This is a genomic window from Chryseobacterium sp. FH2, assembly GCF_001045455.1.
Lineage (GTDB): Bacteria > Bacteroidota > Bacteroidia > Flavobacteriales > Weeksellaceae > Chryseobacterium.
Genome location: NZ_LFNE01000001.1, coordinates 238,628 through 251,021 on the forward strand (window position 1 = coordinate 238,628; position 12,394 = coordinate 251,021).

Annotated in this window: 12 protein-coding genes; 8 read left to right on the forward strand and 4 right to left on the reverse strand. The window is 34.0% G+C overall.

All coding sequences use genetic code 11. From position 1 onward, the window contains the following. The 8 genes from ACM39_RS01150 to ACM39_RS01185 all read left to right on the forward strand — a co-directional run bounded on the left by ACM39_RS01150 (nucleotide 1) and on the right by ACM39_RS01185 (nucleotide 9,520). Nucleotides 1-651, forward strand: a complete 651-nt coding sequence (locus ACM39_RS01150) for a hypothetical protein (RefSeq protein WP_048509176.1) — start codon at nucleotides 1-3, stop codon at nucleotides 649-651. A gap of 15 nt (nucleotides 652-666) precedes the next feature. Then, on the forward strand, nucleotides 667-2,025 hold the full coding sequence (murC, locus tag ACM39_RS01155) for a UDP-N-acetylmuramate--L-alanine ligase (RefSeq protein WP_048509177.1): 1,359 nt from the start codon (nucleotides 667-669) through the stop codon (nucleotides 2,023-2,025). 56 nt (nucleotides 2,026-2,081) lie between these two features. Next, nucleotides 2,082-3,059: a cell division protein FtsQ/DivIB gene (locus ACM39_RS01160; protein ID WP_048509178.1), complete on the forward strand. Its 978-nt coding sequence runs from the start codon at nucleotides 2,082-2,084 to the stop codon at nucleotides 3,057-3,059. A 69-nt stretch (nucleotides 3,060-3,128) separates the two neighbouring features. After that, a complete protein-coding gene (ftsA, locus tag ACM39_RS01165) occupies nucleotides 3,129-4,511 on the forward strand; it encodes a cell division protein FtsA (RefSeq protein WP_048509179.1) in 1,383 nt (460 codons plus the stop codon). An 84-nt stretch (nucleotides 4,512-4,595) separates the two neighbouring features. Continuing rightward, nucleotides 4,596-6,515: a cell division protein FtsZ gene (gene ftsZ, locus ACM39_RS01170; protein ID WP_048509180.1), complete on the forward strand. Its 1,920-nt coding sequence runs from the start codon at nucleotides 4,596-4,598 to the stop codon at nucleotides 6,513-6,515. 95 nt (nucleotides 6,516-6,610) lie between these two features. Further along, nucleotides 6,611-7,057 (forward strand): GatB/YqeY domain-containing protein, encoded by a 447-nt coding sequence (locus ACM39_RS01175; RefSeq protein ID WP_048509181.1) that lies wholly within the window; start codon nucleotides 6,611-6,613, stop codon nucleotides 7,055-7,057. Between the two features lie 429 nt (nucleotides 7,058-7,486). Continuing rightward, nucleotides 7,487-7,897 (forward strand): BrxA/BrxB family bacilliredoxin, encoded by a 411-nt coding sequence (locus ACM39_RS01180; protein WP_048509182.1) that lies wholly within the window; start codon nucleotides 7,487-7,489, stop codon nucleotides 7,895-7,897. 105 nt (nucleotides 7,898-8,002) lie between these two features. Further along, nucleotides 8,003-9,520, forward strand: a complete 1,518-nt coding sequence (locus tag ACM39_RS01185) for a GH3 auxin-responsive promoter family protein (RefSeq protein ID WP_048509183.1) — start codon at nucleotides 8,003-8,005, stop codon at nucleotides 9,518-9,520. Between the two features lie 28 nt (nucleotides 9,521-9,548). Here the strand turns inward: ACM39_RS01185 and ACM39_RS01190 are convergent, their stop codons facing one another. The 4 genes from ACM39_RS01190 to ACM39_RS01205 all read right to left on the reverse strand — a co-directional run bounded on the left by ACM39_RS01190 (nucleotide 9,549) and on the right by ACM39_RS01205 (nucleotide 12,371). Beyond that, entirely contained in the window at nucleotides 9,549-9,962 is a 414-nt protein-coding gene (locus ACM39_RS01190) for a hypothetical protein (RefSeq protein WP_048509184.1), read from the reverse strand. Between the two features lie 22 nt (nucleotides 9,963-9,984). Beyond that, on the reverse strand, nucleotides 9,985-10,341 hold the full coding sequence (locus tag ACM39_RS01195) for a hypothetical protein (protein WP_048509185.1): 357 nt from the start codon (nucleotides 10,339-10,341) through the stop codon (nucleotides 9,985-9,987). A 4-nt stretch (nucleotides 10,342-10,345) separates the two neighbouring features. Further along, nucleotides 10,346-11,029, reverse strand: a complete 684-nt coding sequence (locus tag ACM39_RS01200; RefSeq protein ID WP_228377031.1) for an endonuclease/exonuclease/phosphatase family protein — start codon at nucleotides 11,027-11,029, stop codon at nucleotides 10,346-10,348. A gap of 373 nt (nucleotides 11,030-11,402) precedes the next feature. Next, nucleotides 11,403-12,371: an endonuclease/exonuclease/phosphatase family protein gene (locus ACM39_RS01205; RefSeq protein WP_228377032.1), complete on the reverse strand. Its 969-nt coding sequence runs from the start codon at nucleotides 12,369-12,371 to the stop codon at nucleotides 11,403-11,405. Between the last annotated feature and the right edge of the window lie 23 nt (nucleotides 12,372-12,394).

Genomic DNA, 12,394 nt, shown 5'->3' on the forward strand with positions numbered 1-12,394 from the left:
ATGACAGACGGACTATCAACATATAAAAAATTCATTTACAAAGATGATGCTCTTGACTTAATTAAAGTTCTTGAAAACCATCACATTGTTTACGAATTGAAAGATAATTCGTCCAGATTAGGTTCTAGTTTTGGTGGAGACATTAACACCAATGAGTTTGAATTAAAAATTCAGAAAGAAGACTTTGAAAAGGTTGAAAATCTTGAAGAAGAACTTGTAAAAAATGATATCGAAAATGTTTCGAAAGATTATTATCTTTTTGATTTTTCTGATGAAGAACTCATTGAAATTGTCATGAAAAAAGAAGAGTGGAACAAATTTGATTTTTTACTTGCTCAAAAAATTTTAAAAGAAAGAGGGAAAGAAATACCTCCCAGTCTTTTAAATGTTATAAAAAAACAGAGAATTAAAGATTTATCTTCACAAGAAGAAAGCCCGAAGTGGCTCATTTATATAGGCTATTTTCTTGCTTTTGTCGGAGGTTATTTAGGAATCATTATAGGAATCTATTTAACAACTTATCAAAAAGTTTTACCAAACGGTGAAAAGATATATGCATACTCCGACGAAGACAGGAAAAGAGGAAAAACTATTTTATACTGTTCAATCATCAGCAGCATTTTTTGGACTGTATTAAGATTTTTCAGATAGAAAAAAAAGAAAAGAATGAATAATTTAGAAACATATCAAAATTTTTATTTCGTTGGAATCGGAGGTATCGGGATGAGTGCTTTGGCACGTTATTTCCATGCTTCGGGCAAAAAAGTCTTGGGCTATGATAAAACCAACACCAAACTCACTCAAGCTTTGATGAATGAGGGAATTGATATTGTTTTTGAAGATATTATTAATGAAAAAATCACTTTGTTTCAGAAAGAAAATACATTGGTGATCTACACGCCGGCAATTAAAAAACTGGGAATTTTAGATTATTTTAATGAAAATCAATTTGAAATTTTAAAACGCGCAAAAGTGCTAGGTTTAATTACAGAAAATACAGATTGTATTGCCGTTGCAGGAACCCATGGAAAGACCACAACCTCTACCTTGGTTGCTCACTTATGTAAAGAAGCAGATTTGCCTTTTTCATGTTTTCTGGGAGGAATTTCTGAGAATTTTAAATCAAATTTCCTGTATAATGGCTCTCAATACTCTGTAGTTGAAGCTGATGAATATGATAGAAGTTTTTTAAATCTCTCTCCCGATTGGGCAGTGATAACCTCCACAGATGCAGATCATTTGGATATTTATGGAGATAAAAACCATATCGAAGAAGGATTTAAACAATTTGCAGCTTTAGTACCAAATGACAGGCAACTTTTTGTAAGAAAAGGAATTAACATAGGAAGACCTCATCTTACATATGCAGTAAATGAAGTGGCTGATTATTACTCGGATAACCTTCGTATGGATTATGATAAAATCTATTTTGATTTTCATACTCCTGCTGAAACAGTGAAAGATTTTGTCTGGGAAATTCCTGGAATTCACAACGTAGAAAATGCAACGGTTGCTTTAGCTATTTTAAATAATTTAGGAATTGACTTCGAAACTTTAAAGAATGCAATTGCTAATTTTAAAGGCATTAAAAGAAGATATACTAAACATATTTATAAAAACGGTAAAATTTACATCGACGATTATGCTCATCACCCAACGGAAATTAATGCGGTTGTGGGCTCAATCAAAACTTTTTACCCTGATAAGAAATTATTGGCTGTCTTCCAGCCACATCTGTTCAGCAGAACGAGAGATTTTGCAGAAGGTTTTGCAGAAAGTTTAAGCAATTCAGATGAATTGATTTTATTAGACATTTATCCGGCAAGAGAACTTCAGGAAAATTTTGAAGGGATTACCTCAAGTTGGTTACTAGAAAAAGTGACGTTGGATAAAAAAGAAGTATCAACATTATCAGATGCTTTTAACAAAATAAAAGAGAAAGATTTTGATATCCTTCTTACGGTAGGCGCAGGAAATATTGATACACTGTATGATCCTATCTGTGAATGGATGAATAAAAATTAAATTTTAGCGCAACGTATTAAAAATTACATCGTCAGCGTTTAAAGAAGAATTTTAAAATGAAAAACAAGTACAGAATATTAAAAATTGCCATCACAGTAATCATTCTTGGATTCCTGCTGAGTTTCTCTTTGAAAAAATTCAGCGGTCAGAAGATTACGGACAATAAAATTTCTGTAAAAATGAACGAGAAAACACCGGTTTACTTTATTGATGAAAAAGATATCCGTGAGATTGTAAAAAAAGAAAATCCGTCAGGAAAAGTTGGAGACTTGAATATTCCTGCTTTGGAACAAAAAATCAATGCTCTTCCTGCTATCGACAGCGCAAATGTCTATTTAAATTTGAATGGAAAATTAAATTTAGATATTAAACAAAGAGTTCCTGTTTTCAGATTAAATAATAACGGAAAAGATTTTTATGTAGACGAAAAAGGGGTTGAATTTCCAATTTCGAAAACATACTCTCATCCTTGTATGTTAGTGACAGGAAATGTAAAAAAAGATGAATATCAAAAGTTGGCTGAATTGGTTGAAAAAATCGACAAAGATGATTTTAGCAAAAAATACTTCATAGGTATTTCAAAAGACAACGATGATTATAATCTTCTGACCAGCGAAGGAAACTATAAAGTAGAAATCGGAGATTTAGACAATATTGATTTTAAAGTAAAAGGTTTTAAAACTTTTGTGGAAAAATTTCTTGTTTATCAGGATCCTCAAAAATACAATATGGTTTCTGTGAAATATCAGAACCAGATTGTCACCACATTGAATCCTTATTTTAAAGAAAATGACAGTATCTTAAAAGCAGGAAATAAAGAGTTGGCAAAGATTCCTACTCCCACCACAACCAAGAAAACTGACAATAAGGCTAAACCAAAAACAGAAGAAACCAAAAAGACAAGCTTAGTTTCTTCAAAACCAAAGGAAAACACAAAACCAAAAACTATAACCAAGCCAAAGGAAACTAAAAAACCAGAGAAGAAACCAACGGTCACAAAGCCGGAGACAAAAGCGAAAGTAAAAATAGAATAGAAAAGTCAAGGATGGAAAGGGGGGAAATAAAACCCAAATTATCAGAAAAAATCAAATCGATATAAACAAATGGAAAATCAAGAGTATTCGGTAGGTCTGGACATCGGGACAACAAAGATTGTTGCGATTGTCGGAAGGAGGAATGCACACGGGAAAATAGAAGTTCTCGGTGTAGGAAAAGCTAAAAGTCTTGGTGTTCACAAAGGTATTGTGAATAATATTTCGCAAACCATTAATTCAATCAAAGCTGCTGTGTCAGAAGCACAGTCCAGCGCTGGAGTTCCTATCCGTAAAGTAACGGTTGGGATTGCAGGAAAGCATATACGTTCTCTGCAGCACTCCGATTATATTATGCGTGAACATCCTGATAAATTCATTACAGATGACGACATTGAAGCATTAAAAGATCAGGTGAAAAAGCTGGTCATGCTTCCGGGAGAAGAAATTATCCATGTTCTTCCTCAGGAATATAAGGTTGATTCCGAAGGTGAAATTCAGGAACCTGTTGGTATGCACGGGAAACGTTTAGAGGCCAATTTCCACGTCGTAGTAGGGCAGATGGGAAGCATCAGAAACATCGCAAGATGTGTTCGTGAAGCAGGTTTGGAAATGGAAGCCCTTACTCTGGAACCTCTGGCATCTTCAGAAGCAGTTCTTACAAAAGAAGAAAAAGAAGCAGGGGTAGCCATCGTTGATATTGGTGGCGGCACAACTGATATTGCCATATTTAAAGACAATATCATCCGTCATACCTGCGTAATTCCTTACGGAGGCGGAATCATTACAGAAGATATAAAAGAAGGCTGCTCAATCATTGAGAAACACGCGGAACAATTGAAAGTAAAATTCGGTTCTGCAGTCCCTGAGCTTGAGAAAGACAGTACTTATGTTACAATTCCAGGGCTTCACGGGAGACCGGATAAAGAAATTTCGTTGAAAACTCTAGCACAGATTATCAATGCAAGAGTTGAAGAAATTTTGGAAATGGTAAATACAGAATTAAAGGCTTACGGAGCATTTGAACAAAAGAAAAAACTGATTGCAGGAATCGTTCTTACAGGTGGTGGTTCAAATTTGAAGCATCTCCGTCAATTAGCTAATTATACAACAGGCTTTGATAGTAGAATTGGTTTTGCAAATGAGTATATTGCAAACGATAAAAACCAGTATCTGAAAGGCCCTGAATTTGCAACTTCTATTGGATTATTAATGGAAAGTTTAAAAATCAGGGATAAAAAACAGATTACTGAAGTTGAAGAACCTGTTCAGGAGCAACCTAAAGCAGAGACTGTAGCAACTCCGGCTGAAACAGCACAACCTGTACAACAGGCAGAACCAATTCAGCAAAAGGAAACGGCACAGGAACAGTTAGAAAGCAAAAGAGCGGCAAAACTGACTTTTGGTCAATCGCTAATGGAAAAAGTTAAAAAATTCTTTGAAGAAGTAGAATAAAAAACATACATGACAAATGATAATCGATAAATGAATTTTATCATCTATCATGACTCAAATAAGAATTATAAAAAGATTATAATTATGGAAAATTTAGAAACACAAGGATTTTCATTTGATTTGCCAAAAGGAAATTCATCAATAATAAAGGTAATCGGTGTTGGTGGCGGTGGAAATAATGCGCTAAAACACATGTATGAAAAAGGAATTTACGGAGTAGATTTCGTGATTTGCAATACAGACGCTCAGACTTTAGATAATAATCCTGTTGCCAACAAAGTACAGTTGGGAACGACCATTACAGAAGGCCTTGGCGCAGGAGCCGATCCTGAAGTCGGAGAAAAAGCAGCCATCGAGAGTATCGAAGAAATCAAAGCTGCGATGGGACAAAATACCAAAATGGTTTTTATCACTGCCGGAATGGGTGGTGGTACAGGAACCGGTGCAGCTCCCGTTATTGCTAAAGTAGCAAAAGACATGGGGATTCTTACGGTAGGAATTGTTACAGTTCCTTTCAGTTTTGAAGGTAAAAGAAGACTAGAACAAGCCGAAAACGGACTTGATAAGTTAAGAAATAACGTTGATTCACTTATTGTAATCAACAATGATAAACTAAGACAGCAATTCGGAAACCTTGGCTTCAAACAGGGATTCTCAAAAGCCGATGAAGTTTTAACAAACGCCGCAAAAGGTATGGCAGAAGTTATTACAGGTTACTTTGATGTAAACATTGACTTTAGAGATGCCAAATCTGTACTCCAAAATTCTGGTACCGCTTTGATGTCTACAGGAATGGCTTCAGGTGAAAATAAGGCTGAAGAAGCGGTAAGGAAGGCCCTTGATTCTCCGCTGTTAAACGATAATAAAATTACAGGTGCTAAAAATGTACTATTGCTGATCAGAAGTGGCGCAGAAGAAGTAACGATGGACGAAATCGGTATCATCATGGATCACATTCAGAAAGAAGCAGGAAATACGGCAGATATTATTTTCGGGGTTGGTGCTGACGAAGAATTAGGAGACGCGGTAAGCGTGCTTGTTATTGCCACAGGTTTTTCTAATGACAATAAAAAGTTTGCAGGCCCTACCGAGAAAATTAAAATCAGCTTAAATGACAGTTTTGATACTCCAAAACAATCTCCTTTTAAAACAAGAGAAGAAAGAGAAACAGCTTCTGAACAGGGTTATGATTTTGGAAGTAAAAATCTTTTCAGATTAGATGATGAAGATAATGACACCCCAAAATTCAATTCTTCTATTGAAAAAAAAATGATTATTGAGGAAGAGCAAAGAAAAACTGAAATTAAATTCTTTGATGATGAGGAAGACACACTTGATAACCCTAATCAAAACTGGAGAAATCAGGAAGAAGCCGGAGATGAATCTTTCAGTCTGTTTACCATTGATGAAGAAGTTGAAGATCCTAACGATTTGGAAATTCAATCTTTCAAATTTGATTTTGAAGAGAAAAAAGAAGAGCCTAAAACAAATACTTTCACGAACTCTCATTCACAGGAAAAACCGGTTGAATTCAGCTTTTTTGTAAATGAACCAACCAACGAGCCTAAGAATGATTTTGGACAGCCGAAAGCTGAGTTTACATCAACAAATCAGGTAAGCCAATTAACAGAAGAGCCTTTTCAAAAAGTTGAGAACTTCTTTCAGAATATAAAAGACGAAACTAAGGTCGAGGAAAAAACTTCTATTGAAAATAAAGTGGAAATCGAAGCTCCGAAAACTACAGAATCAGAATTCACTTTTGTGAATAAAACCGTAGACCAGGACAGAGTAACCGAGAGAAGAAATAAATTAAAAGAATTCAACTCACGTTATCAAAGCTTTGATAGCTCAAGCGAATTTGAATCTATTCCTGCATTTAAAAGAAAGAATATTTCTCTTGACGGGAATAATGCTTCAGATCAAAATATCAACACCTATTTGTCTGAAAATAACGGTTCTATGCAAATAAAAGAAAACAGATTTTTAAATAAAGACGTTGACTAAATAATGTAACAATGTATCAATATAGCAATGTTATAATTTTATGTATTAACAATTATTGATACATTAATACACTTTACATTGGTAAATTAATTAAAATGAGTTTAGAAAATACAATAAACGAAGCTATCAAAACGGCAATGAAAGCTAAAGACAAAGTTGCTTTAGACTCTCTTCGTGCTGTAAAATCTCAAATCTTATTACTGAAAACTGAAGCAAAAGGTGCCGAAGTTTCAGCTGAACAGGAAATTGCTATTCTTCAGAGAATGGTAAAACAGCGTAAGGATTCTTACGACCAGTTTTCTGCACAGGGAAGAAATGATTTGGCAGAAGTAGAAGATGCACAGATGAAAGTAATTGAGCAATTCTTGCCCAAACAGCTTACTGCAGAAGAATTAGAAACCGAAATAAAAAATATTATCTCTGAAATCGGCTCCGAATCTGTGAAAGATTTAGGAAAGGTAATGGGAATAGCTTCAAAAACATTAGCCGGAAAATCTGACGGAAAAAGTATTTCCGAGATGGCCAAGAAGCTGCTTTCATAGTTGACAACCATCAACTATTATTAGGATATACAACCTTTGCATATCGATTTGATTAACGAAGCCCGAAACGAATTGTTTCGGGCTTCATTTTATTGTAGAAATATTCAAATTTATCCCTTATTTGTTCTCAGAAAAACAGATACAAATCAAGACAAATATTAAATATTTACAAAATACATCATTGGTAAAATTCTACTTCAATAGGAGGGAAATTTGGTGTTAAGTTTTTTTTCACGGTTAATTCGTTTTTAGAATCATTTCAAATTTAACAATATTTATTGTTTATTCATAATTTTATTTCATTTTTTTTCAAATATGTATAAACTATTAACAATCGGTTAATTTTGTTTTACGAAACTACCGATAGTTTTTATATATTGATCAAACGTAAAGAATTGTTTAACTTTGCATAGATTAAAAAACAAAAATATGTACCCAACAGATTTAGTAATGCCTATGAAGGCTGAACTTACAGATAAAGGTTTCGAAGACTTGACAACTCCGGCTCAGGTGGAAGAAGCTATAAAACAATCAGGAACTACTCTATTGGTAATAAATTCTGTATGCGGTTGTGCTGCAGGAGCAGCAAGACCGGGAGTTGTATATTCTTTGACAGGAGATAAGAAACCTGATCATTTAACGACTGTATTTGCCGGTTTTGACACTGAGGCGGTAGCCGAAGCTAGAAAGCATTTAGCTCCATTCCCTCCAAGTTCACCTTGTGTAGCTCTTTTCAAAGATGGAGAATTAGTTCACATGCTCGAAAGACACCATATTGAAGGAAATCCAGCAGGAGCAATTGCTGCAAACCTTCAGGCTGCTTATGACGAATATTGCTAGGAAACAATAATCTAAATATCAAACCGTTACTATATTGTAGCGGTTTTTTTTATTTAATACGCTAAAAAATTCTTTAAAAAATCAAATATTATTATATTTGTTGGAATGGCAACGAAGGCACTTTTCAATACTGTGGTCAATTGGTTTATCCGTCAAAGGATAGATCAGATTCAGAATTTCATGAATCATCCTATTGAGACACAGAAAGGTATATTATTTTCACAGTTGTTTCATGCCGAAGATACAGAGTATGGCAGAAAGTACGGCTTTAATTCAATTTCTAGTTATCAGGACTTCAAAAATAAGGTTCCGGTAGTCTCATACGAAGATTTTGAACCTTATATTGAAAAGGCAAGGCAGGGCTGTAAAGATGTAAGCTGGCCCGGCTACATCAAACACTTTGCTAAATCCTCCGGGACTACAAATGCAAAAAGCAAATTTATCCCAATTTCTGCTGAAAGCCTGGAGTATTGTCACATGAAGGCAGGAAAAGACATGGTTTCCATATATGCCAATAACCACCCTGAAAATCAGCTTTTCAATTACAAAAACCTCCGATTAGGCGGAAGCTCTGAACTTTATGCCGATTTTAACACGAAATTTGGCGATTTATCCGCTATCTTGATTGATAATCTCCCGTTTTGGGTAGAAATTACGACTACACCGAGTAAAAAAGTTTCTTTAATGGGCGAATGGGAGAGCAAGCTCAAAGCCATTACTTTAGAAGTTAAAAATGAAGATGTTGGGAGCATTTTAGGTGTTCCGAGCTGGATGATGGTTCTTTTGCAGAGAGTTTTGAAGGAAACCGATATTCAAAATATATCTGAATTGTGGCCCAATCTTGAGGTATTTTTTCACGGAGGAATAAGTTTTAAACCCTACCGAGAGCAATACCGGCAAATTATCGGAAAAGACATCAATTACTATGAAATTTATAATGCATCTGAAGGTTTCTTCGGAATTCAGGACAGATCAAATAGTGATGAAATGCTTTTAATGCTTGATTACGGCATTTTCTATGAGTTTATTCCGATGGAACAGTTCCATTATTCTAATCCGAAAGTGATAAGCCTAGAAGACGTGGAAGTCGGCAAAAATTATGCAATGGTAATTACCACAAACGGCGGGCTTTGGAGATATTTAATTGGGGATACGGTTGTCTTCACCTCGATTAATCCTTTCAGAATAAAAATTACAGGTAGAACGAAACATTATATTAATGCTTTTGGAGAAGAATTAATGATTACTAATGTAGAGTCAGCCCTCTCAAAAGCTTGTGAGGCAACCGAAGCATCTATCACAGACTTCACAGGAGCCCCTGTTTTTATGAAAGGAAATGAAGGCGGTGCCCATGAATGGATTTTTGAATTTTGCGAAAAACCTACTGATATTGAACGTTTTATTGATATATTCGACCAACATTTAAAGGCTATCAATTCAGATTACGAAGCAAAACGTTATAATAATATGACCTTAAAAAGACCAATCGTACATATTGCAAAACCTAACCTGTTTTATGCATGGCTTGAGTCGAAAGGAAAGCTTGGAGGACAAAATAAGGTTCCCAGACTAAGTAATGACAGAGAATATATCGATCCTCTGCTGGAGCTAAATAATAAATAAAAAAACCGCAGATTTACTGCGGTTTTTTCTATTTGTTTAAATCTTCTTTTAATTTTCTAGCAGCATCTTCTACTTTTGATGCTCCTTTTTTAGCCACTTCTTTGGCATCTTTACCCACTTTGTCAGCTTCAGCTTTAATATCCTGTCCTGCTTTGTGTATATCCTCTTTCGTCTTACTTGCAGTAGCATCGATTTTATCTTTTGCTTTCTGTGCTGCAGCATCGATTTTATTTCCCGCCTCGTCAGTTTTAGCTTTTACATCTTCTTTAGCCTTACTGATTTTTGCAGTATCTACAATATCACCGGGGCTTTCAGTAACAGTAGTCGAAGTTGTTGTCACAGAGCCATCGGGATTTTCTACTGTTTCAGTTTTAGTCGTTGATTTTGTACAAGATACAATTGCAAGAAAAGCAATACTTGCTACTAAAATTTGTTTTTTCATATTTTATATTTTTAAAAAGTTTTTAATTAGTTTGTGTAGATGGAGATGTTTCAGAAGCTTTTTGTTTTTTCTCTTCTTCAGCTTTCTTTTTCTCCATGTCTAGCTTTTTCTTATTTTCTTTATCAAGTTCATCCTTGATACGTTTTTCTTCTGCCTGAAGTTTTATGGCAGCTTTCATAGAATCCTGATATTTTTGAGAAGACATTCTGATTTGCCTTACAATATCAACCGAAGCCGCCCCGTTTGAAAAAGAATCTACAGCTATTGTATCATAAGATGCTTTTACCATATCCTGAGGATATAAGTCTGTGGGTTCTTTTTTAGCACAAGTTACCAGGAATAAAGAAAAAGTAAAAATTCCAAACGCTAAATTTTTCATGAAACTAATTTAATAGAAATTCTGCAATTACAGGATAATGATCCGATAATTTCACAGAATAATCTACTTTATAGCTTAAGGGAATTATTGAGCTGGAGGTAAAAATATAGTCAATTCTTAAAGGAAATGTATAGTCATGAAAACTTGTTGAAAATCCGTTTCCTGCTTTTACGAAGGCATCTTCAAGATTTTCACCTAAATTATAATATTCATAAGAATTGGGGACCGAATTAAAATCACCTGCTAAAATCACAGGATAAGGTGAACCATCAATTGCTTTTCTTATTTTTTTTATCTGATCCTCATGAGTTTTGAAAGTTGGGATTAAATGGGAAAAAATCATGTCTAATTTATTCGTTTCATTTGAAATCCCGTTAAACTCAAGCATAGATTTATGTAATCTGAAAGGTTCCAAATAAACATTTATCACTCTTACAACTTTCCCGTTAATATCAATATCAGCGTAAAAAGAATTTCCTCTGGACTTATCGGTAATCAATTCTCCCTGCCGAAGAATTTTATGCTTTGTTTTTAAAATCACCGTCGGATATTTTATCAAACCTTCCCGAAGTGCTGTGTTTGTATCCTTTTCCTGAACTAAAATAATATCTGCATTTTGCTGGCGGATATATTTCTTTACACTGTCCCAACCAACAACACTACCATATTTCACATTGAAAGTCAACACTTTAATGTCATTTTTTGAATTTATGTTTTTTGAATATTGAGGGGAAAAATTAATCCATCTTCTGATGGGATTATAAAAAATAAATGTGCTTAATACAAAAACGATCGCAACCGCTTTTCTTTTAATAATCCAGATTAAAGTTAAAAAACCATGTAATAGAATGAGATAAGGAAAACTGAGGGAAAGAAGATTTAGATTACCAAAATAATTAGGACGAACCCAAGCATTTGCAAAAGTGCATAAAAGCAAAAGAACAACACCTAAGTGAAAAAATAGTACAATCCGGCTCAGCCTCATAAAAAATTTACTTATCCCTGTAATTTTTAAGCAAAAATCTTACCAACAAGCACCGTTTTAACTAATTTTATGATTTTTATTTTTCTAAAGAGAAAGTCGTAATTACAGGAAAATGGTCAGAAAGCCTTATAGAACGGTCAACTTGATAGCTAATTGGTTTTATTGAGCTTGATGTAAAAACATAATCAATTCTTAAAGGAAACTTATAATCATGAAAACTTGTAGCGCTTCCGCAGCCAACCTCAACAAAAATGTCTTTCAAATCTTCTCCTAAATGATAATATTCGTAAGAATTCGGAACTGAATTAAAATCTCCAACTAAAAATACCGGATATGGAGAATTATCAATTGCTTTTCTAATAATTTCCACCTGCTCCTGATGTGATTTAAATGTAGGTATCAGTCTTTTAACAACATTTTTAAGTTTTTGTTGATCTCCTTCGCTATTTCCATCTAATTTTATCATTTGTTTTTCAAACTTGAATGGCTGGAGATAAAGATTAATAAAACGGTATGTTTTTCCTTTTATTTCAATATCATTCAAATCCGAGTAAGCATTAAAGCTATTATAATCTCCTAAAATCAAGATCTCATGATTAATTATTTTATGCCTTGTAAAAAGGGAAACAATATACATTTTTTTACTATCAGATTTTTTCAGATCATCAAACTTATAATCCATTTCTCCATCTTCCTGTAACAGAACAATATCTGCATTTTTAGAATTAATATAATTTTCAATATTTGTCTTTCCAAAATGCCCCCCCTTTACATTAAATGAAATAACTTTGAAGTCAGGAGTTTCCTTTATTTTTGAAGAGAAATTCACCCATCTTTTTATAGGATTAATGAATGCCAAACTGAATAAAAGAAAGATGAACGCTCTTTTTTTCCATGAAAAAAACCAGAAAACAGTTAATATAAAATAGCCCGTAATCAAAACAGGAAACCCCAGCGAAAGAAGATTAAACCAAGGAAATGTTTTTGGTGGAACATAAGCATTCAATTGCATACAAAACAAAAGAAATAATATTCCCAAATGCATTACTAACAATATTAAGCGGACAA